This is a genomic window from Pseudomonas sp. B21-041 (assembly GCF_024748675.1).
Taxonomy (GTDB): domain Bacteria; phylum Pseudomonadota; class Gammaproteobacteria; order Pseudomonadales; family Pseudomonadaceae; genus Aquipseudomonas; species Aquipseudomonas neuropathica.
In genome coordinates, this window is the sequence record NZ_CP087175.1 from 2,066,091 (window position 1) to 2,088,786 (window position 22,696).

Here is a 22,696-nt window from a genome sequence, read left to right on the forward strand (position 1 = left end):
ACGCCATTGTCCTTGCCCGCCTGCCGTCATTGGCCTGCGCACTGATAGCCTGGAGGGTGCAAGGCATATGCCAGTGCCAGTGATTTGCGCGTGCGCCTCGCGCCGCAGGTCGATGCCCGGCTATAATCGCCGCCTCTTTTCGCCGCCCGAGTCATCGCCGCCCATGTATTCCCTGGCCCGTCAGCTGTTGTTCAAACTTTCCCCGGAAACCTCCCACGATCTGTCGCTGGATCTGATCGGCGCGGGTGGGCGTTTGGGCTTAAACGGCTTGCTGTGCAAGGCGCCGGCGAAGAAACCGGTGACGGTCATGGGCCTGGAGTTTCCGAACCCGGTGGGTCTGGCGGCCGGTCTGGACAAGAACGGCGCGGCCATCGATGGCTTCGCGCAACTGGGTTTCGGTTTTGTTGAAATCGGCACCGTGACCCCACGCCCGCAGCCGGGCAACCCGAAACCACGGATCTTCCGATTGCCGGAAGCCGAGGCGATCATCAACCGCATGGGTTTCAACAACCTCGGTGTCGATAACCTGTTGGCGCGTGTGGCGGCGGCTAAGTACAAAGGCGTGCTGGGCATCAATATCGGCAAGAACTTCGATACCCCGGTCGAGCGTGCGGTCGATGATTACCTGATCTGCCTGGACAAGGTTTACGCTCACGCCAGCTACGTGACAGTCAACGTCAGCTCGCCGAACACCCCTGGCCTGCGCAGCTTGCAGTTCGGCGATTCGCTCAAGCAATTGCTCGCCGATCTGGCCACGCGTCGCGCTGAACTGGCCCTGCGTCATGGCAAGCATGTGCCGCTGGCGATCAAGATCGCGCCGGACATGACCGATGAAGAAACCGCGCAGGTTGCTCAAGCGCTGATCGAAACCGGCATGGACGCAGTGATCGCGACCAACACCACCCTGAGCCGTGTTGGCGTTGAAGGCATGGAGCATGGCGACGAGGCGGGCGGTCTGTCGGGCGCGCCGGTGCGGGAGAAGAGCACGAATACTGTGAAGGTGCTGGCCGGTGAACTGGCTGGGCGTTTGCCGATCATTGCGGCGGGCGGGATTACTGAAGGCAAGCATGCGGCGGAGAAGATTCTGGCCGGTGCGAGCCTGGTGCAGATCTACTCCGGCTTCATCTATAAAGGCCCGGCGCTGATTCGCGAATCGGTAGACGCGATCGCCGCCCTGCGCACATAACCCAGGCTGACCCGGTCAATGTAGGAGCTGCCGCAGGCTGCGATCTCTTGATCCTGTTTTTAAGATCAAGATCAAAAGATCGTCCGAACGCGGCCCGAGCCTTCGGCAGCTCCTACACGAGATGTGTGTCAGCCAGACAGGCATAAAAAAGGGCTCCTCGAAGGAGCCCCTGGGCCGCAGCCCGCCGTCCGGGAAGGACGTGCATGGTAAGTCGTTACAAATTCAGATTGTCGTGTCGGAATTAATGCCCTGTGTCAGCCGACGGCGTGAAGTTCGTTGAGTCTGTGGATTCCCGCAGTGCCGGTCATACCGTCCCAGTTGTCGCCGCGTCCTTCTCGCCAGCCGTTAATCCAGGCTTGGCGTACCGACGGTAGAGTAAATGGGCAAAGCTCACGGGATTTGCCACCAACGCCATATTGATATCCGCGCAAAAATGCTCTTTCCAACGGATCACGCTTAAGTCTTCTCATAGGGTGTTTCCCTCACTTGTTGACTGTTTTGTATCGCGTTGACCTCAACCGAGGTCTGGCAGAAAAAACCTGCCATGGTGCGGCTCGCTGCCGGCGTGGCGAGCCAAGGTGTTGACGCCGTTGCGACGTCAACCTGTGTTCAGTTCTAACCAATGAGTCACACCGAGGGAATGATCGTTTTGTCATAAGGACGTAACGAAATTGGTGCTACAGCCATAAGTAACGACGGGTTTCATGCACGGTTTTTCAGCAAACCCCGGTATGATCGGCCCCGCGCTGGATGATGGGGTTAATTCTTTAGTGAGAATGACCCACGTTTGCGCTGGGGTATAAAGCGACGAAGGGTCGCTTTAAGACTTTTTGTTTCATCAACTTTTTTATCTGTCCCGGCATCTAAGCTCTTTTAACCCGAGCAGCGGGGATGGAATGGCACACCTTCGTGCCACGCGGGCGTTCTTTTAGAAAAGCGCCTGATTGAAAACCGGATCGGCAATGCGTTGCCGATTCACTAGCCAAAGGCTCTGGAAATACCATGTCCGACCGTTTCGAACTCTTCCTCACTTGCCCTAAAGGTCTTGAAGGCCTGCTCATCGAGGAAGCCGTCGGGCTTGGCCTTGAAGAAGCGCGCGAGCACACTTCCGCCGTGCGTGGCATGGCGACCATGGAAACCGCTTATCGCCTGTGCCTCTGGTCGCGTCTGGCCAACCGCGTGTTGCTGGTACTCAAGCGTTTCCCGATGAAAGACGCTGAAGACCTCTACCACGGTGTGCTCGACATCGAGTGGCAGGATCACATGCTCAGCGACGGCACCCTGGCCGTTGAATTCAGCGGCCACGGCTCAGGCATCGACAACACCCACTTCGGTGCCCTGAAAGTCAAAGACGCCATCGTCGACAAACTGCGCACGCCGCAGGGCGACCGTCCGTCGATCGATAAGCTCAACCCGGACCTGCGCATTCACCTGCGTCTGGATCGCGGCGAAGCGATTCTCTCCCTCGACCTGTCCGGCCACAGCCTGCACCAGCGCGGCTATCGCTTGCAGCAGGGCGCTGCACCGCTGAAGGAAAACCTCGCGGCGGCGATCCTGATCCGTTCCGGCTGGCCGCGCATTGCCGCTGAAGGCGGCGCGCTGGCTGACCCGATGTGCGGTGTCGGTACGTTCCTCGTCGAAGCCGGCATGATCGCCGCTGATATGGCGCCGAACCTGCGCCGTGAGCAGTGGGGCTTCACCGCATGGCTCGGTCATGTGCCGGCGCTGTGGAAAAAACTCCATGAAGAAGCCGTTGAGCGTGCCGCTGCCGGTCTGGCCAAGCCACCGCTGTGGATTCGTGGTTATGAAGCTGACCCACGTCTGATTCAGCCAGGCCGCAACAACGTTGAGCGTGCTGGCCTGAGCGAGTGGATCAAGATCTACCAGGGCGAAGTCGCGACCTTCGAGCCGCGTCCGGATCAGAACCAGAAAGGTCTGGTCATCTGCAACCCACCGTACGGCGAGCGTCTCGGCGACGAAGCCAGCCTGCTGTATCTCTACCAGAACCTCGGCGAGCGCCTGCGTCAGGCCTGCCTGAACTGGGAAGCGGCGGTGTTCACCGGCGCGCCGGATCTGGGCAAGCGCATGGGCATCCGCAGCCACAAACAGTATTCGTTCTGGAACGGCGCGCTGCCGTGCAAACTGCTGTTGATCAAAGTGCTGCCGGATCAGTTCGTCACCGGCGAGCGTCGTACCCCGGAACAGCGTCAGGCCGAGCGTGAGCAAGCGGCTTACGATCAGACCCCGGACGAGCCGCAAGAACGCAAGTTCAACAAGAACGGCAACCCGATCAAGCCAACGCCAGCTCCGGCACCGGTGATCGAGCAACCGCGCTTGAGCGAAGGCGGGCAGATGTTTGCGAACCGCCTGCAAAAGAACCTCAAGGCCATGGGCAAGTGGGTCAAGCGCGAAGGCATCGATTGCTACCGCGTCTACGATGCCGACATGCCTGAGTACGCGATGGCCATCGACCTGTACCACGATTGGGTGCACGTCCAGGAATACGCCGCACCGAAGTCCATCGATCCGGAAAAAGCCTCGGCGCGCATGTTCGACGCCTTGGCCGCCATTCCGCAGGCGCTGAACGTCGACAAGAGCCGCGTGGTGGTCAAACGCCGCGAACGCCAGAGCGGCACCAAGCAGTACGAGCGTCAGGCTGCACAGGGCAAGTTCAATGAAGTCAGCGAGGGCGGCGTGAAGTTGCTGGTCAACCTCACCGACTACCTCGACACGGGTCTGTTCCTCGACCACCGCCCGATGCGCATGCGCATTCAGAAAGAGGCCGCCGGCAAGCGCTTCCTCAATCTGTTCTGCTACACCGCGACCGCCAGCGTGCACGCGGCCAAGGGCGGCGCGCGCAGCACCACCAGCGTCGACCTGTCGAAAACCTACCTCGACTGGGCACGCCGTAACCTGTCGCTGAACGGTTACTCCGACAAGAACCGTCTGGAGCAGGGCGATGTGATGGCGTGGCTGGAAAGCAGCCGTGACGAGTACGACCTGATCTTCATCGATCCGCCGACCTTCTCCAACTCCAAGCGCATGGAAGGCATCTTCGATGTGCAGCGTGACCAGGTACAGTTGATCGACCTGGCCATGGCCCGTCTGGCAACCGGTGGCGTGCTGTATTTCTCCAACAACTTCCGCAAGTTCCAGTTGGAAGAAAACCTCGCCGAGCGTTACGCGGTCGAGGAAATCAGCGCGCAGACCATTGATCCGGATTTCGCCCGTAACACCAAGATCCACCGCGCCTGGAAAATCACGGCTCGTTGACGCTTTGCGCAATTGGATCCACAGAGCCTTGATTTTTAAAGGCTCCGTGGATCTGCCCGCGCTAGCTAAATTAGTGGCTAATAGCTATAACTCACACACGGTCAATGGGGTTTTCCCGTAAATGCTGGCGTAGTGTGAGTTGTCTTTATGTCGTTGCACCCCGTGCGCCCAAAGATTCTGGGTTTCATCAGTGAAGACGTCTCGGCCTGGCTGGTCGCGCTGCTGGTATTGCTCGCCGGCGGGATTCTCACGGGGCTGCTCGCCTGGGCCACTCTCAATCAGTTCCAGCAACAAACCCGTCAGCGTTTCCAATTGCTGGCCAACGAACGTTACACCCGCATCGAAGAACGCTTTCAGGATCAGGAACAACGCCTAGACGGCCTGCGCCGCTTCTTCGCCAACTCTGAATCGGTGTCTCGCGCCGAATTCGACGGTTACACCCAACCCTTATTGATGCGTACCCAGGCCTATTCGTTTGCCCTCAAGGTCAATGGAGCCGAGCGCGCCGCATTCGAGCAGCGGGTGCGTGATGAAGGTCTGACCAACTTTTCCCTCCGAGAATTGAGTGCTCAGGGCGAGCTGCAACTGGCTGGCGTGCGCGATGAATACGTGCCGGTGCTCTATAGCCAGACGCAAAGTCGGCTCGGCTCACCGTTAGGCTATGACCTGCTGGCGCAACCCTTGCGCCGGGACACCCTGCAACGTGCCGACAAACGCGGCGGGCTGGCGGTGTCGCAACCGATGCACCTAGTCAGTATCGAGCCGTCCTATGCGCGCGGTGTGCTGCTGGTGGCGCCAGTGAGCCACAGTGGCGAGCGCCAATCCTTTGGCTACGTGATGGCGGTAATCAGCATGCGCCAGTTGCTGGCCGACGGTCTGCCTGATGCCTTCCATGACTATCTGTCGGTGCGCATTCTCGACATGTCGACCCATGATCAGCACGAAGTGTTGTTCGAGTCGACCAACGAGCCGGCGCCGAGCGACCTGTCGGCCACGCGGTTACTGCGCATGGCCGATCACGACTATCAGGTCGATATTCTGCCGAGCGACGCCTTCGCGCAGGCCAATCATTCGTCGGTCGGTAGCGTGATCATTCTGGGCAGCTTGCTCAGTTTGCTGCTCAGCGCCTTGCTCTACGTGTTGGTCAGTCAGCGTCAGCGCGCCTTGCGCATGGTCGAACTGCGCACGCAGGAGCTGCACGCCAGCGAACAGGAATTGCGCGGCACCCACGGTCAGTTGCGCGGCGTGCTCAATGCGGCGACGCAGGTGGCAATCATCGCCACCGACTTGCGCGGCGTGATCAACACCTTCAACCCCGGTGCCGAACAAATGCTCGGCTACAGCAGCGCCGATGTCGTCGGTCACATGACCCTGGAAAACCTGCACCTGCCCCGTGAGCTGATGGCCCGCGCTGCCGAGTTGAGTGCGCGCTACGGGAAAAGCATCCCGACCTGCCACGCGATGCTGGTCGAGGGCGGTGAGGTCGGCGGACACGAGGCCCGCGAGTGGACGCTGGTGCGCAGCGATGGCAGCCATATTCCGGTGAACATGCTCGCCACGCCGGTGCTGGATGAGCAGGGGTTGTGGGTCGGACACCTAGCGATCTGCATCGACATCACCGAGCGCAAGCGCGTGCACGAGGTGCTGGCGGCGCGGGATGTGTTGCTGAAGAAACTCAGCGCGCACGTGCCCGGAGGCATTTATCAATTCAAGATGGAATTCGATGGGCGCTTCAGCGTGATCTATGCCAGCGACGGCATCCGCGAGATCTACGAACTGGAGCCGGACGTGCTGCTGTTCAACGCCGAGGCGATCTTCACGCGCATTCATCCACAGGACGTTACTCGTGTGCGCTCTTCCATTCGCGCCTCGGCCGACAGCCTCAGCCCGTGGCGCGAGGAATATCGCGTGCAACTGCCCGAGCGCGGCCTGCGCTGGGTGCGCGGTGAGGCGACGCCGGAAGAACTGCCGGGCGGCGGCGTACTCTGGCACGGCTATATCTCGGATATTTCCGACCTGAAACGCGTGGAAGAAGAATTGCGCGCATTGTCGGTGACCGACTCGTTGACCGGCATCCATAACCGCCGCTACTTCCAGGAACGCCTGACCACGGAAATGGCCCGGGTCGAGCGCGGCGGCGGCGAGTTGTCGGTGATCATGCTCGACATCGACCATTTCAAACGTATCAACGATCAGTACGGCCACGCTGTGGGCGACCGGGTGCTGCAAGCGGTGTGCGAGCGCATCGGCCATCGTCTGCGGCGTACCGATGTGTTTTGTCGGTTGGGCGGCGAAGAGTTCATGGTGCTGTGCCCGGACATCGACGGCGAGCATGCGCACACGCTGGCGATCGAGTTATGGCAGGGTTTGCGCAGTGCGCCGGTGGATGTGGTTGGCGTGGTGACCGCGAGTTTTGGTATCGCCAGTTGGCGACCGGGGGAGGGCGCGGATGCGCTGTTGCTGAGGGCGGATTCGGGCGTGTATATGGCAAAGCAGCGCGGGCGTGATCGCGTCGAGCAGATGAGCTGACTTCAATACGCCGCAACCCCTGTGGGAGCTGGCTTGCCAGCGATAGCGTCATTTCAGTCAGCATATTCAGTGGCTGACATTCCGCAATCGCTGGCAAGCCAGCTCCCACAGGGTTTTGTGGTGTTGCTTGAACGGCGTTACAGGACCGAAGCGGTCTGCGCCAGTTTCGGCTGTTTGTACAGATCCAGCAGTACCTGATCGAGCACCGACGATGCCCCAAACGGTGCCTTGTCATTGAGGATCGCCACCACTGCCCAGGTGTTGCCATTCACATCACGGCTGAAGCCGGCGATCGCGCGCACGGTGTTCAGAGTGCCGGTCTTGACGTGAGCCTCACCGCGCATCGCAGTGGTTTTCAGGCGTTTACGCATGGTGCCGTCGGTACCGGCGATCGGCAGCGAGCTGATGTATTCCGCGGCATACGGGCTGTGCCACGCCGCTTGCAGCATGCTCGCCATCTCACGGGCGCTGACACGTTCGGCGCGAGACAAACCGGAGCCGTTCTCCATCACCAGATGTGGCGCAGTGATGCCTTTCTTCGCCATCCACTGACGCACTACGCGCTGCGCTGCCTTGGCGTCGTCACCGTCGGCATCGTTGCGGAAGCGTTGCCCAAGGCTGAGGAACAGTTGCTGGGCCATGGTGTTGTTACTGTATTTGTTGATGTCGCGGATGATTTCCGCCAGATCCGGGGAGTAGGCACGAGCCAGCAGTTTCGCGTTGCTCGGGGTCGAGGCCAGACGATCCTTACCCTGAATGCTGCCACCCAGTTCTTTCCAGATCGCGCGCACGGCGCCGGCGGTGTAGGTCGCGTGGTCGAGCAGCGACAGATAAGTCTGCGAACTGCAACCTTCGCCCAACTGACCGGCCACGGTCACGGTCACGCTGCCATCGGCCTGCGGCACCGGGTTGTAGCGCACGCCGCCGGTGCATTGTTTGGAAGGCAGCGCTTTGACAGTGTTTTCGATACGCACGCTGGCAATCGGCGGCTCAACCGAGATCAGCACCCGGCCGTTATCGTTACGGGCAACAAAGCGCAGGGCCTTGAGGTTGACCAGCAAGGAGTCGGGTTTGACCAGGAACGGCTTGTTCTCGTCATTACCGTCATCGTTGAATTCCGGCAGCACTGGCTGCACGAAGAAGTTACGGTCGAGGATCAGATCACCGGTGATTTGCGTCACACCGTTGGCGCGCAGGTCGCGCATCAGCAGCCAGAGCTTTTCCATGTTCAGCTTTGGATCGCCGCCGCCCTTGAGGTAAAGGTTGCCGTTGAGGATGCCTCCGTTCAGGTCGCCATCGGTGTAGAACTCGGTCTTCCACTGATGGTTGGGGCCGAGCATTTCCAGCGCCGCGTAAGTGGTCACCAGTTTCATGGTCGAGGCCGGGTTGACCGACACGTCGGCGTTGAACACGGTCGGCGTGCCCGGGCCGTCGAGCGGCACCATCACCAGCGACAGGGCGCTGGGCTGCAATTTGCTCGCCTTGAGGGCTTTTTCAACGTTGGGAGTCAGGGAAGTATTGATGGTGGCAGCAGAAACAGGCAGCGCCAGGGGCAGAAGAAGGCCGGCGAGAAACAGTGGACGCAACGATTTGATCATATGAAATAAAACCCTACAGCCGAGGGGAAAAAGACGAGGACATGGATGAAAAGGTCCTCAGTGGTCACGAAAGTGTCGGCATTATGCCCCAACCTGTAACAGGTTGTGCCTTGTCCGGGCAGGCCAATACGTTATTTTTTTACAGGCGGTCGGTCGCTGTGTCCAGAGAGTCGGGCAATCGATTGCTTAAACTGGTAAAGTGCCCGCCGTATTTACTTAAGAGGATTGTTCCAATGGCGACTAACCGTTCCCAGCGTCTGCGCAAAAAACTGTGCGTTGATGAATTTCAAGAGCTGGGTTTCGAGCTGAACCTGGACTTCAAAGAAGACTTGTCCGAAGAAGCCATTGACGCTTTCCTCGAAGCCTTCATCAAAGAAGCCATGGAAGCCAATGGTCTGGGTTATGTTGGCGGCGACGACTTCGGTCTGGTTTGCCTGCAGAAGCGTGGCTCGGTCAACGAAGAGCAGCGCGCTGCCGTTGAAGCCTGGCTGAAAACCCGCTCCGAGCTGACCAAGTATGAAGTCAGCCCGCTGCTGGACGTTTGGTATCCGGAAAAGCCGATCAATCCGGTAGCTTGATGTCATGGGAAACGGCGACCTAAGGGTCGCCGTTTTTTTTCGTCTGGTGTTTGGGTGTTCGGCTTTGGTTTGGCGGTGAATCTACCCCTCACCCCAGCCCTCTCCCCCAGGAGAGGGGGCCGATTTATGGGCTTTTCAAAATTTGAGTTCGACTCGGTATCCCACGTCGGCGTATGTCTTCCAAACACCTCGGTCAGTCCCCTCTCCCCAGGGGAGAGGGCTAGGGTGAGGGGCTTTTGACCTTAAGCTTTACGCCAATTCAGAATCACCAGCGTCAAAACCCCCGCGACAATCCCCCAAAACGCCGAACCAATGGAAAACAACGTCAACCCCGACGCCGTGACCATAAAGGTAATCAACGCCGCCTCCCGTTCCTTCACCTCGGTCATGGCAATGCTCAAACCATTGATGATCGAACCAAACAGCGCCAGCGCCGCAATCGACAGCACCAGTTCCTTCGGCAACGCGGCAAACAACGCCGCCAACGTGGCGCCGAACACCCCGGCAATCCCGTAGAAAATCCCGCACCAGACCGCAGCGGTGTAGCGCTTGTTGCGATCTTCATGGGCGTGCGGCCCGGTGCAGATCGCCGCGCTGATCGCTGCGAGGTTGATGCCGTGGGAGCCGAATGGCGCCAGCAGCAGCGAGGCAATACCGGTGGTGGTGATCAGCGGTGAGGCCGGCACGTTGTAACCATCGGCGCGCAGCACGGCGATCCCGGGCATGTTCTGCGAGGTCATCGCGACCACGAACAGCGGAATGCCGATGCTGATGGTCGCCGCCAGCGAGAAGTGCGGGGTGGTCCACACTGGTGTCGCCACTTCCAGATGAAAACCGCTGAAGTCGAGCAGACCCATAAAGCCTGACAGCGCGGTGCCGATCAGCAGCGCGGCGAGCACGGCATAACGCGGCGACAGGCGTTTGATCAGCAGATAGGTGAAGAACATCCCCAGCACCAGCCCGGTGCGGTGCTGCGCGGCGACGAAGATTTCACTGCCGATCTTGAACAGAATCCCTGCCAACAATGCCGCCGCCAGTGAAGCGGGGATCTTTTTCACCAGGCGTTCGAAGCTGCCGGTCAGGCCGCAGATCGTCACCAGCACGGCGCAGGTGATGTAGGCGCCGATGGCCTCGCCATAGCTCACGCCGCCGAGGCTGGTGATCAGCAACGCTGCGCCGGGGGTCGACCAGGCGATGGTGATGGGCGTGCGATAACGCAGCGACAAACCAATCGAGCACACCGCCATGCCGATCGAGATCGCCCAGATCCACGAGGAAATCTGCCCGCTGCTCAGCCCGGCCGCTTGCCCGGCCTGGAACATCAGCACCAGCGAGCTGGTGTAGCCGGTCATCATCGCGATGAATCCCGCGACGATCGCCGACGGTGATGTGTCGGCCAGTGGGCGCAGTTGAGTGTGCGTGGCGTCGTTCATGACGGCGGTGTTCCTTATACCAATGAAGATGTCCGCCATGACGCAAACCCTTGTAGGAGCTGCCGAAGGCTGCGATCTGTTGATCTTGCTTCTTAAAATCAAAGTCAAAAGATCGCAGCCTTCGGCAGCTCCTACAGGGGAGGCGGTGTTCTGGCGGCGGATTCTGTGATCAAGCCTAAACTCAAACGTAACGGATCGTTGCAATACAGCGGAAGTCACAAACAGCCGTACAGTCGTGTTGCCACCTTCCATTGTGTACAATCGCGCTGTTTTTTACGCGATACTTGCCAGCGACCTACTGTGCCGTATTACAGTCACGGTCTATTCGCCGCAGTTCTCCCGACTCGAGTGCCCATGAACGAACAGTTGCAACCCCTCAAGAAACAACCGCGAGCAGGCAAAGCCGGCCGCAGCGGAACCCAGGACGATATTGTCTACGCGCATATCTTCGAGGCCATCCTCGAACAGCGTCTGGCGCCCGGCACCAAATTGAGCGAAGAAGCGCTGGGGGAAATCTTCGGGGTCAGCCGCACCATCATTCGCCGCGCGCTCTCGCGTCTGGCCCATGAAGGCGTGGTGCTGTTGCGGCCGAACCGTGGCGCCGTAGTTGCCAGCCCGAGTGTTGAAGAAGCCCGTCAGGTGTTTCTTGCCCGTCGCCTGGTCGAACGCGCGATCACTGAGCTGGCGGTGCAACACGCCACCGCCGAGCAGATCGCCGAGCTGCGGCAGATGGTCAACGATGAGCGCGACAGCTTCTCCCGTGGCGATCGCGGCGCCGGTATTCGTCTGTCGGGCGAATTCCACCTGAAGCTGGCGGAAGCGGCGATGAACGCCCCGTTGATCAGCTTCCAGCGCAGCCTTGTTTCGCAGACGTCGCTGATCATTGCCCAGTACGAAAGCGGCAACCGCTCGCATTGCTCGTACGACGAACACACCCAGTTGATCGACGCGATCGAGAAGCGCGACGGTGAGTTGGCGGTGAATCTGATGATGCATCACATGGATCACATCGACAGCAAGCTCAACCTCGACGAGGAAGGCGCGTCGGATGATCTGCATGCGGTGTTCTCGCATTTGTTGCAGACCAAGAAGCCGGGGCGCCCTGCGGCCAAGCTCTGACTGACCAATAGAAAAATCCCCCGCAGCTGAAAAGTTGCGGGGGATTTTTTGTGCCTGTCTGATCGTTCCCACGCTCTGCGTGGGAATGCCTCTGGGGACGCTCCGCGTCCAGTGACGCGGAGCGTCACGGGCTGCATTCCCACGCAGAGCGTGGGAATGATCATGGGGCGGGGGAAATTAGCGCTGATGCACCAGCGCACCCGCTGCATACGTCTGCTGCACCGTGCGGTCATCACCCAGCGTCATCAACACGAACAACGTCTCGGCAATGTTGTTGGCCTGCTTCAAGCGGTAGCTCAGCAGCGGCGTGGCGTTGTAATCGAGCACCAGGAAGTCAGCGTCGGAACCCGGTTGCAGGTTGCCGATCTTGTCTTCCAGACGCAGCGCCCGCGCGCCACCCAAGGTCGCCAGGTACAGCGACTTGAACGGGCTCAGGCGCGCACCTTGCAGTTGCATCACTTTGTACGCTTCGTTCAGCGTCTGCAGCAGCGAGAAACTGGTGCCGCCGCCAACGTCAGTGCCCAGACCGACATTGAGCCTGTGCTTCTCGGCCATCGGCAGGTTGAACAGGCCACTACCCAAGAAGAAGTTCGAGGTCGGGCAGAACGAGATCGCCGAGCCGGTTTCCGCCAGTCGCGCGCATTCGTCGTCGCACAGGTGCACGCCGTGGGCGAACACCGAGCGCTCGCCGAGCAGTTTGTAGTGATCGTAAACGTCGAGGTAGCCCTTGCGCTCCGGGAACAGCTCCTTGACCCACTCGATTTCCTTGAGGTTTTCGCTGATGTGGGTCTGCATGTACAGATCCGGATACTCGGTCAGCAGTTGGCCGGCGAGTGTCAGCTGTTCCGGGGTGCTGGTCGGTGCGAAGCGCGGGGTGACCGCATAGTGCAGACGACCCTTGCCATGCCAGCGCTCGATCAGCGCTTTGCTGTCGACATAGCTCGATTCGGCGGTGTCGGTCAGGTAGTCCGGGGCGTTGCGGTCCATCATCACCTTACCGGCGATCATCCGCAGGTCGAGCTTCTCGGCCGCTTCGAATAACGAGTTCACCGATTGCGGGTGCACGCTGCCAAACACCAGTGCGGTGGTGGTGCCGTTGCGCAGCAGCTCCTTGACGAAAATGTCAGCGACTTCGTCGGCGTGGACCTTGTCGCCGAACTGGCTTTCGCACGGGAAGGTGTAGGTGTTCAGCCAGTCGAGCAGTTGCTCGCCGTAGGCACCGACCATGCCGGTTTGCGGAAAGTGAATGTGGGTGTCGATGAAGCCCGGGGTGATCAACGCGTCTTGGTAATGCTCAATTTCGATGTCCGCCGGCAGGGTCGGCAGCAAATCACTGGCATGGCCAAGGGCGCTGATCTTGCCGCCATCGACCACCAGCAGGCCGTCCTCGAAATATTCGTAGGAGGCTTCGATCCCGACTTCGGCGGGGTCGGCGATGCTGTGCAGGATGGCGGCGCGGTAGGCTTTGCGAGTCAGAGGCATGAGGGTTCTCTAATCAGTTTGAGGCTTTGAGTTTGGTGGCTTGACTGCGCCGCGACACCGGCAGCAGTTTGGCAATCGGTTCGGCGCTGGCAGTCTGCTGGCCGAAGTTGGCGTTGTAGGTGGCGATGATTTCGCCGGCGATGGAGATGGCGATTTCCACAGGCAGTTTGCCTTTGACTTCGCCGATGCCCATCGGGCAGCGCATGCGTTGCACGACGCCGCTGTCGAAACCACGATCGCGCAAACGATGTTCGAACTTCGCCCGTTTGGTTTTCGAGCCGATCAGGCCGAAGTAAGCGAAGTCGTTGCGCTTGAGAATCGCGGCGGTGAGTTCCAGGTCGAGTTGATGGTTGTGGGTCATGACGATGCAATAACTGCCGGCGGGCAGCTCATCGATTTCATCCACAGGCTCTTCGGCGACGATTTTACGCACGCCGTGGGGGATCTGTTCGGGGAATTCGGCCTCGCGCGAATCGATCCAGCGCACCCGGCAGGGCAGGCTGGCGAGCAGCGGCACGAGGGCGCGGCCAACGTGGCCGGCACCGAACACAGCGATCTGCGCCTGCACCTGGCCCATCGGTTCGAACAGCAACACGGTGGCGCCGCCGCAGCACTGGCCCAGGCTGGCGCCGAGACTGAAGCGCTCCAGATGGGTGTCCTGCTTGCCGCTGGCGAGCATCTCGCGGGCGATCTGCATGGCTTTGTATTCCAGATGCCCGCCACCGATGGTGTCGAAACTCTGATTGGCACTGATGACCATTTTCGAGCCGGCGTTGCGTGGCGTCGAGCCGAGTTCTTCGATGATCGTCACCAGAACGCAGGGTTCGCCCTGGTTCTGCAGGTCGGCGAGGGCGTCGATCCAGTTGTACATACACACCTCTCAGATCGTTCCCACGCTCTGCGTGGGAATGCATCACTGGACGCTCCGCGTCCGCTGTTCAGGATGCGACGCAGAGCGTCGCGGGCTGCATTCCCACGCAGAGCGTGGGAACGATCATCAAACAACCGCGGTTTCAGCTTCGACGGCTTTCACCGCTTTCAACTGACGCATCTGCTCACACCCCCACAACACCCGCTCCGGGGTCGCCGGCGCATCGATCTGCGGCTGATGTTTGTAATCACCGAGGCTCGCCACTGCATCCTTGATCGCACACCACGACGCAATCCCGAGCATGAACGGCGGCTCACCGACAGCTTTGGAATGGAACACCGTGTCTTCCGGGTTCTTGCGGTTTTCCACCAGCTTCACCCGCAGGTCGAGCGGCATGTCCGCCACGGCCGGGATCTTGTAGCTGGCCGGGCCGTTGGTCATCAGCTTGCCTTTGTTGTTCCAGACCAGCTCTTCCATGGTCAGCCAGCCCATGCCTTGAATGAAACCACCCTCGACCTGACCGATGTCGATGGACGGGTTCAGCGAGGCGCCGACGTCGTGAAGAATGTCGGTGCGCAGCATCTTGTACTCGCCGGTCAGGGTGTCGACGATGACTTCGCAGCACGCCGCGCCGAAGGCGAAGTAGTAGAACGGACGGCCACGCGCCTGGCTGCGGTCGTAATAGATTTTCGGGGTCTTGTAGAAGCCAGTGCTCGACAGCGAGACCTGATTGAAATACGCCTGCTGGATCAGCGCTTCAAAGGTCAGGATATGGTCGCGAACACGCACGTGACCGTTGTGGAATTCAACGTCTTCTTCAGTGACTTTGTAGTGACGCGCAGCGAATTCGATCAGGCGTTTTTTGATGATTTCCGCCGCGTTCTGCGCCGCTTTACCGTTCAAGTCGGCGCCGCTGGACGCTGCCGTCGGCGAGGTGTTTGGCACCTTGTCGGTGTTGGTCGCAGTGATCTGCACACGATCGATTTCGACCTGGAACACTTCGGCCACGACCTGCGCGACTTTGGTGTTCAGGCCCTGACCCATTTCGGTGCCGCCATGGTTCAGGTGGATGCTGCCATCGGTGTAGATGTGGATCAGCGCACCGGCCTGGTTCAAGAAACTGGCGGTGAAGGAAATGCCGAATTTCACCGGGGTCAGCGCCAGGCCTTTTTTCAGGATCGGGCTGTTGGCGTTGTAGCGACGAATGGCTTCGCGGCGCTCGTGGTACTGGCTGCTTTCTTCCAGTTCGGCGGTCATCTCTTCGAGCATGTTGTGCTCGACGGTCTGGTAGTAGTGGGTGACGTTGCGCTCGGTCTTGCCGTAGTAGTTGGCCTTGCGCACCGCAAGTGGGTCGAGGTGCAGGTGACGGGCAATCGCGTCCATCACTTCTTCAATCGCAACCATGCCTTGCGGGCCACCGAAACCACGGTAAGCAGTGTTCGACGCGGTGTTGGTCTTGCAGCGGTGACCATTGATGGTCGCATCGCCGAGGTAGTACGAGTTGTCCGAGTGGAACATCGCCCGGTCAACGATCGACGCGGACAGGTCCGGCGAGCAGCCGCAGTTGCCGGCTAGGTCCATGTTGATCCCGTGCAGGCGCCCGGTGCTGTCGAAGCCGACGTCGTACTCGACGTAGAACGGGTGACGCTTGCCGGTCATCAGCATGTCTTCGACGCGCGGCAGGCGCATCTTCGTCGGCTGGCCGGTGAGGTGCGCAACCACCGCGCACAGGCACGCCGGGCTTGCGGCTTGAGTTTCCTTGCCACCGAAACCACCGCCCATGCGGCGCATGTCGACGACGATTTTGTTCATCGATACGTCGAGCACTTCGGCAACCAGTTTCTGTACTTCGGTCGGGTTCTGCGTCGAACAGTAAACGATCATGCCGCCATCTTCAGTCGGCATCACCGTGGAGATTTGCGTCTCCAGATAGAAGTGTTCCTGGCCACCGATGTGCAGCGTGCCCTGAATGCGGTGTTCAGCGGTCGCCAGCGCGGAAACCGAATCGCCGCGCTGGTGGGTGTGACTGTCGAGGACGAAGTGGCGTTTGCGCAGGGCTTCGACCACGTCGAGCACGGGTTCGAGATCTTCGTATTCGATGATCGCGGCCATCGCGGCTTTGCGCGCGGTTTCCAGATCCTTCGCGGCGACGGCAAGCACCGGTTGACCGACGAACTGCACGTCATCGATGGCCAGCAACGGGTCGCCCGGCATCAGCGGGCCGATGTCTTTCAGGCCCGGCACGTCTTCGTGGGTGATGGCGATGCGCACGCCTTCGAAGGCGTAGCACGGCGAGGTGTCGATGCTGATGATCTTCGCGTGGGCGCGGTCCGACATGCGTGCATACAGGTGCAACTGGTTGGGAAATTCCAGGCGATCATCGATGTACTGCGCTTCACCGGACACGTGCTTGGCGGCGCTGTCGTGCTTGACGCTGCGGCCGACACCGGAGGTCAGGTCCTTGGCGAACAATTCAGCCAGTTCAGCCTGGGTTTTTTCTACGCCGTGATGGTTAGACATAAGCGGTCACCCGAGTCTCGATGTGCGGTGTTTGCAGTTCGATGAAGTATTTGCGCAGCAGGTTCTGCGCGCTGAGCAGGCGATATTCCTTGCTGGCGCGGAAGTCCGAGAGCGGCGTGAAATCTTCCGCCAGTGCGGCGCAGGCGCGTTCGACCACCGTGTTGGTGAACGGCGCACCGATCAGCGCGGCTTCACAGTGGGCAGCGCGTTTCGGGATCGCGGCCATACCGCCGAAAGCCATGCGTGCATCGGTGATCACGCCGTTTTCGACGCGCAGGTTGAACGCGGCGCAGACGGCGGAGATGTCATCGTCCAGACGCTTGGAGACTTTGTAGGCACGGAACAATTGCTCGGCGCTGGCGCGCGGGACGATGATCTTCTCGATGAATTCACTTTCCTGACGGGCCGTGACTTTGTAATCGATGAAGTAATCTTCCAGGTTCAGGGTGCGGCGGGTTTCGCCTTTACACAGCACGACCTGCGCGCCGAGGGCGATCAGCAGCGGTGGCGAGTCACCGATCGGCGAGGCGTTGCCGATGTTGCCGCCGAGGGTGCCCTGGTTGCGGATTTGCAGCGAGGCGAAGCGGTGCAGCAGTTCGCCGAAGTCCGGGTACTCGGCGTTCAACGCTTCGTAGCAGTCGGAGAGGGCGGTGGCCGCGCCGATTTCGATGCGGTCTTCGAAGGTGTCGATGCGCTTCATTTCCGCGACGTTGCCGACGTAGATCATCACCGGCAGGGTGCGGTGGAATTGGGTGACTTCCAGCGCCAGATCGGTACCGCCAGCGAGCAGACGCGCTTGTGGGTACGCGTCGTAGAGATCGGCAAGGTCGGCGACAGTCAGCGGCACCAGGCAGCGCTTGTCGCCGCTGTTGAGTTCGCCGATATCGGTCGGGGCGATGGCTTTGAGGCGCACGATGGTCTCCGCTTCGCGGGCATCGAACTGATCTGGTTGCTTGCCGCAGCAGGATTGCTCGGCAGCGGCCAGAATAGGGCGGTAGCCGGTGCAGCGGCAGAGGTTGCCGGCCAGCGCTTCGTGGGCCTTGGCGTGATCCGGTGCATCGCTGTTCTTTTGCAGGGCGAACAGCGACATGACAAAGCCGGGGGTGCAGAAACCGCACTGCGAGCCGTGGCACTCGACCATGGCTTTCTGCACGCTGTGCAGTTCGCCTTTGTGCTTGAGGTCTTCGACGCTGATCAGTTGTTTGCCGTGCAGCGACGACACGAACGTCAGGCACGAGTTGAGGCTGCGATAGCGAATGTGTTCGCGGCCAGCGTCATCCGTTTGCAATTCGCCGACCACCACGGTGCAAGCGCCGCAGTCACCGCTGGCGCAACCTTCTTTGGTGCCGGATTTGCCGACGTGTTCACGCAGGTAATTGAGCACAGTCAGATTCGGGTCCAGGGCGTGCTCGCTACGGAGTTCCTGGTTAAGTAAAAACTGGATCACGGAAGGCCTCGCAGACTCATTATTGTTGTTAACCGACGTGAACCGAATTTAGCAGGTCTGACTTTTCGGTCAATGGTTTTCTGACTTAAAGGTCAGGAAAATGCATTTCGTCGATCAACAACGTGTCTATTCAGTATTGACCCTCATCGGATCCCCTGCTTTTTTGCGGGAATCGTGCCAAAAACCGCTGAGTGGGCACTCCGCCATGACCGTGCATTTGCGCTACACTGCGCCGCTTGTGCAGATCGATAGAGTTTGAAGGACAACCATGACGTTCAAGGCGCCGGACAGCCTCGCCGAGCAAATCGCTCACCACCTCGCCGAACGCATCATTCGTGGCGAAATGAAGCCGGGAGAGCGCATCCAGGAACAGAAGGTCACGCTGGCACTGAATGTCAGCCGCGGTTCGGTCCGTGAAGCCTTGCTGATCCTTGAGCGCCGTCACCTGATTGCGATCCTGCCGCGCCGTGGTGCGCACGTCACCGAGCTGACGCCGCACAAGGTGCAGAGCCTATGCACGTTGATGAGCGAGCTGTACATCCTGCTCGGCAACGCGGTGGCCAATGGCTGGCAAGTGCAATCGGACATGGCGCCGTTCGTGCAGATCCAGCAGCGCCTGACCGCCAGCTACGAGCGTCAGGATATCCGCAGCTTCGTCGACGACAGCTTCGCCGTAATGCGCGCTGCCTATCCGTTCGCCAACAACCCGTACCTGCAAGAGACCGTCGAGAACCTGCAACCGGCGATGAGCCGTGCGTACTTCCTCGCCCTCGAACAGCGCAAGGCTTCAATGAGCGAGTTCCTCGAACTGTTCGAACGCCTGCTCGCCGCCGTGCTCGCCCGTGATTTGCCGCAGATCCGCATCGTGCTGACGGCTTACGCCCAGCGCAGCTGCGATCTGGTGGTTTCCGCCCTGACGGTTGCCTAAGCGTGCGGCTCAAGTGCATCAAACTGGCGGGATTCAAATCCTTCGTCGACCCGACCACGGTGAACTTCCCCAGTAACATGGCGGCGGTCGTCGGGCCGAACGGTTGCGGCAAGTCGAACATCATCGACGCCGTGCGCTGGGTGATGGGCGAAAGTTCGGCGAAGAACCTCCGTGGCGAGTCGATGACCGACGTCATCTTCAACGGCTCGACCAGCCGCAAACCGGTGAGTCAGGCCAGTATCGAACTGGTTTTCGACAACTCCGACGGCACGCTCCTGGGCGAGTACGCCGCCTACGCCGAGATTTCGATTCGCCGAAAAGTCACCCGCGACAGCCAGACCACCTATTACCTCAACGGCACCAAATGCCGTCGTCGCGACATCACCGATATTTTCCTCGGCACCGGCCTCGGCCCGCGCAGCTATTCGATCATCGAGCAGGGGATGATCTCCAAGCTGATCGAATCCAAGCCGGAAGACTTGCGCAACTTCATCGAAGAAGCGGCCGGCATCTCGAAATATAAAGAGCGCCGCCGCGAGACCGAAAACCGCATCCGCCGCACCCACGAAAACCTCGCGCGTCTGACTGACCTGCGCGATGAGCTGGAGCGTCAGCTCGAGCGCCTGCACCGCCAGGCCGAAGCGGCGAAGAAGTATCAGGAATTCAAAGCCGAAGAGCGCCAGCTCAAGGCGCAACTGTCGGCGTTGCGCTGGCAGGATCTGAATGATCAGGTTGGCCAGCGCGAGTCGATCATCGGCACCCAGGAAATCAGTTTCGAAGCGCTGGTCGCTGAGCAGCGCAATGCCGATGCGGCCATCGAACGTCTGCGCGACGGTCACCATGACCTGTCCGAACGCTTCAATCTGGTGCAGGGGCGCTTCTATTCGGTCGGCGGCGACATCGCCCGCGTCGAGCAGAGCATCCAGCACGGCCAGCAACGCTTGCGGCAGTTGCAGGACGACTTGAAAGAAGCCGAGCGCGCACGCCTCGAAACCGAATCACACCTGGGCCACGACCGCACGTTGCTGCTGACCCTCGGCGAAGAGCTGGACATGCTCACCCCTGAGCAGGAAGTCACCAGCGCTGCCGCCGAGGAAGCCGCCGCTGCGCTGGAAGATTCCGAATCGGTCATGCACGGCTGGCAGGAGCAGTGGGACGCCTTCAACCTGACCGCCGCCGAACCGCGCCGTCAGGCTGAAGTGCAGCAGTCGCGCATCCAGCAGCTGGAAACCAGCATGGAGCGTCTCGCTGATCGGCAAAAGCGTCTCGGTGAAGAGCGCGCGCTGCTTTCGGCTGACCCGGAAGACGCGGCGATCATGGAACTCAACGAGCAGCTCGCCGAGTCCGAAGCGACCCTCGAAGATTTGCAGACCAGCGAAGAAGCGCAGGTCGAAAAGCTTGAACAACTGCGTCAGGAGTTGCAGCAAGCGCTGACCGCGCAGCAACAGGCGCAGGGTGATTTGCAGCGCCTCAACGGTCGTCTGGCTTCCCTTGAAGCCTTGCAGCAAGCTGCGCTCGATCCGGGCACCGGCACTGCCGAATGGCTGAAAGAACACAACCTCGCCGAGCGTCCGCGTCTGGCCGAAGGCCTGAAGGTTGAGGCCGGTTGGGAGCTGGCGGTGGAAACCGTGCTCGGCGCCGACCTGCAAGCGGTGCTGGTCGACGACTTCAGCGGCTTCGATTTATCCGGTTTCACTCAGGGCGATCTGCGCCTGCTCAGCCCGGCCAGCGATGGCGTGCGCGTCGCCGGCAGCTTGCTCGATAAGGTCGACGCGCAGATCGATCTGTCGCCGTGGCTCGGTCAGGTCAAACCGGTCGACAGCCTCGAGCAGGCCTTGGCCTTGCGCGGGCAATTGAGCGCCGGCGAGAGCTTGATCAGCCGCGACGGTTACTGGGTCGGTCGGCATTTTTTACGCGTGCGTCGGGCCAGCGAAGCGGAAAGCGGCATGCTCGCCCGGGGCCAGGAAATCGAAGCGCTGCATCTCGAACGCGAAGAGAAAGAAGCCACGGTCGAGGCTATGGAAACCCGTCTGCAAACCCTGCGCGCGCAACAGCGTCAGCAGGAAAACGGCCGCGAACATTTGCGCCGTTTGCTGCAAGACGAAGCGCGCCAGCAAGGTGAATTGAAAGCGCAGCTGTCCGCTGGCAAAGCCAAGGCTGAACAGCTGACGCTGCGCCGCACGCGTCTCGATGAAGAGCTGGTCGAGCTCGGCGAACAACGCGAACTCGAGCACGAACAGATCGGCGAAGCGCGGATGCAATTGCAGGAAGCGCTGGATGCCATGGCGCTGGACACCGAGCAGCGCGAGTTGCTGCTGGCCCAGCGCGACAGCCTGCGCGAACGCCTTGACCGGGTGCGTCAGGAAGCGCGCCAGCACAAGGATCACGCGCATCAATTGGCCGTGCGTCTTGGCTCGTTGCGCGCGCAGCATGACTCCACGCGTCAGGCGCTGGAGCGTCTGGAAATGCAGGCCGAGCGCCTGACTGAAAAGCGCGAACAGTTGAGTCTGAATCTGGAGGAGGGCGAGGCACCGCTGGAAGAGCTGCGCCTGAAGCTCGAAGAACTGCTCGACAAGCGCATGACCGTCGACGAAGAACTCAAAACCGCGCAGATCGCCCTCGAAGACGCCGACCGCGAATTGCGCGACGCGGAAAAGCGCCGGACTCAGGCCGAGCAGCAATCGCAGTTGATTCGCGGCCAGCTCGAACAGCAACGCATGGAATGGCAAGCCCTGACCGTGCGCCGCAAGGCTTTGCAGGATCAGTTGCTCGAGGACGGCTACGATCTTAACGGCGTGCTCGCGACATTAACCGCACAAGCCAGTGAACGCGAAGCCGAAGAAGAACTCGAACGCATCAACGCGCGGATTCAGCGCCTGGGTGCGATCAACCTCGCGGCCATCGATGAATACACGCAACAGTCCGAGCGTAAACGTTATCTGGATGCCCAGGACGCCGATCTGGTCGAAGCGCTGGAGACCCTGGAAAACGTCATTCGCAAGATCGACAAGGAAACCCGTAACCGCTTCAAAGATACCTTTGATCAGATCAATGGTGGTTTACAGGCGCTTTTCCCGAAAGTTTTCGGTGGCGGGCGCGCGTATTTGGAACTGACGGGCGAAGATCTACTCGATACAGGGGTAACGATCATGGCGCAGCCGCCAGGGAAGAAGAACAGCACCATCCATTTGCTCTCCGGCGGGGAGAAAGCCCTGACCGCACTGGCACTGGTTTTTGCCATCTTCAAATTGAACCCGGCGCCGTTCTGCATGCTTGATGAGGTTGACGCGCCACTGGATGACGCTAACGTTGGACGCTACGCACGCTTGGTCAAAGAGATGTCGCAGACCGTGCAGTTCATCTATATCACCCACAACAAGATCGCCATGGAAATGGCCGAGCAGTTGATGGGCGTAACGATGCATGAACCGGGTTGTTCGCGACTGGTAGCCGTGGATGTCGAGGAGGCGATGGCGATGGTGGACGCCTGAGTCAGCGTGGTGTCGGAAAAGGTAATTCAGGTCTGTAGGACTTTTTTACCAACTGCGACTTGCTGGCCAATCGACATATTCGCGCAAGCCAAATGAGACAGACGGTGTAAAGTTGTCTTTGGTCGTGCTAGTTTAATGTCAATTTTTCGTATACGTGGGCAAAACGCCTGTCAGAACATAGAGTTGGCGCCACGTTTTAAAGCGGTTTGCACAATGTAAACCCCTTATTTTTCAGCATTTT

14 protein-coding genes are annotated in these 22,696 nt (G+C 60.1%); 7 read left to right on the forward strand and 7 right to left on the reverse strand.

All coding sequences use genetic code 11. The features are described from left to right. The first annotated feature begins 163 nt into the window (after nt 1-163). On the forward strand, nt 164-1,186 hold the full coding sequence (locus tag LOY43_RS09230) for a quinone-dependent dihydroorotate dehydrogenase (RefSeq protein ID WP_095047739.1): 1,023 nt from the start codon (nt 164-166) through the stop codon (nt 1,184-1,186). A 254-nt stretch (nt 1,187-1,440) separates the two neighbouring features. Here LOY43_RS09230 and rmf read toward each other — a convergent pair whose 3' ends face one another. Then, nucleotides 1,441-1,656, reverse strand: a complete 216-nt coding sequence (rmf, locus tag LOY43_RS09235) for a ribosome modulation factor (protein ID WP_003223300.1) — start codon at nt 1,654-1,656, stop codon at nt 1,441-1,443. Nucleotides 1,657-2,188: 532 nt separating this feature from the next. Here rmf and rlmKL point away from each other — a divergent pair. Then, on the forward strand, nt 2,189-4,459 hold the full coding sequence (gene rlmKL / locus LOY43_RS09240; protein WP_095047738.1) for a bifunctional 23S rRNA (guanine(2069)-N(7))-methyltransferase RlmK/23S rRNA (guanine(2445)-N(2))-methyltransferase RlmL: 2,271 nt from the start codon (nt 2,189-2,191) through the stop codon (nt 4,457-4,459). A 147-nt stretch (nt 4,460-4,606) separates the two neighbouring features. Next, nucleotides 4,607-6,988: a diguanylate cyclase gene (locus tag LOY43_RS09245; RefSeq protein WP_095047737.1), complete on the forward strand. Its 2,382-nt coding sequence runs from the start codon at nt 4,607-4,609 to the stop codon at nt 6,986-6,988. A 137-nt stretch (nt 6,989-7,125) separates the two neighbouring features. On the opposite strand, the gene dacB is transcribed toward LOY43_RS09245, so the two are convergent. After that, nucleotides 7,126-8,586 carry a D-alanyl-D-alanine carboxypeptidase/D-alanyl-D-alanine-endopeptidase gene (gene dacB, locus LOY43_RS09250; RefSeq protein ID WP_116255233.1) on the reverse strand — a complete coding sequence of 487 codons (1,461 nt, stop codon included), beginning with the start codon at nt 8,584-8,586 and terminating at the stop codon, nt 7,126-7,128. Nucleotides 8,587-8,819: 233 nt separating this feature from the next. On the opposite strand from dacB, the gene LOY43_RS09255 reads away from it, so the two are divergent. Then, entirely contained in the window at nt 8,820-9,164 is a 345-nt protein-coding gene (locus LOY43_RS09255) for a YggL family protein (RefSeq protein WP_095047735.1), read from the forward strand. A 242-nt stretch (nt 9,165-9,406) separates the two neighbouring features. On the opposite strand, the gene LOY43_RS09260 is transcribed toward LOY43_RS09255, so the two are convergent. Continuing rightward, nucleotides 9,407-10,597 carry a benzoate/H(+) symporter BenE family transporter gene (locus LOY43_RS09260; RefSeq protein WP_095047734.1) on the reverse strand — a complete coding sequence of 397 codons (1,191 nt, stop codon included), beginning with the start codon at nt 10,595-10,597 and terminating at the stop codon, nt 9,407-9,409. Nucleotides 10,598-10,951: 354 nt separating this feature from the next. Here LOY43_RS09260 and LOY43_RS09265 point away from each other — a divergent pair, with 354 nt between their 5' ends. Next, nucleotides 10,952-11,716 (forward strand): GntR family transcriptional regulator, encoded by a 765-nt coding sequence (locus LOY43_RS09265; protein WP_007918375.1) that lies wholly within the window; start codon nt 10,952-10,954, stop codon nt 11,714-11,716. Between the two features lie 177 nt (nt 11,717-11,893). Here LOY43_RS09265 and guaD read toward each other — a convergent pair whose 3' ends face one another. The 4 genes from guaD to xdhA form a co-directional block, all read right to left on the reverse strand. Beyond that, nucleotides 11,894-13,198: a guanine deaminase gene (gene guaD / locus LOY43_RS09270; protein ID WP_258709498.1), complete on the reverse strand. Its 1,305-nt coding sequence runs from the start codon at nt 13,196-13,198 to the stop codon at nt 11,894-11,896. 13 nt (nt 13,199-13,211) lie between these two features. Beyond that, nucleotides 13,212-14,069, reverse strand: a complete 858-nt coding sequence (gene xdhC, locus LOY43_RS09275) for a xanthine dehydrogenase accessory protein XdhC (RefSeq protein WP_095047732.1) — start codon at nt 14,067-14,069, stop codon at nt 13,212-13,214. A 126-nt stretch (nt 14,070-14,195) separates the two neighbouring features. After that, entirely contained in the window at nt 14,196-16,589 is a 2,394-nt protein-coding gene (gene xdhB, locus LOY43_RS09280; RefSeq protein ID WP_258709499.1) for a xanthine dehydrogenase molybdopterin binding subunit, read from the reverse strand. Next, the gene (xdhA, locus tag LOY43_RS09285; RefSeq protein ID WP_258709500.1) at nt 16,582-18,036 is read right to left on the reverse strand and encodes a xanthine dehydrogenase small subunit; all 1,455 of its coding nucleotides are present in this window, start codon (nt 18,034-18,036) and stop codon (nt 16,582-16,584) included. The genes xdhB and xdhA overlap by 8 nt, the downstream gene beginning before the upstream one ends. Before the next feature lie 268 nt (nt 18,037-18,304). Between xdhA and LOY43_RS09290 the strand changes: the two genes are divergently transcribed. Continuing rightward, the gene (locus tag LOY43_RS09290) at nt 18,305-18,964 is read left to right on the forward strand and encodes a GntR family transcriptional regulator (protein WP_034152853.1); all 660 of its coding nucleotides are present in this window, start codon (nt 18,305-18,307) and stop codon (nt 18,962-18,964) included. A 2-nt stretch (nt 18,965-18,966) separates the two neighbouring features. Continuing rightward, nucleotides 18,967-22,455, forward strand: coding sequence for a chromosome segregation protein SMC (smc, locus tag LOY43_RS09295; RefSeq protein ID WP_108226629.1), 3,489 nt, complete (start codon nt 18,967-18,969; stop codon nt 22,453-22,455). The last annotated feature ends 241 nt before the right edge of the window (nt 22,456-22,696 follow it).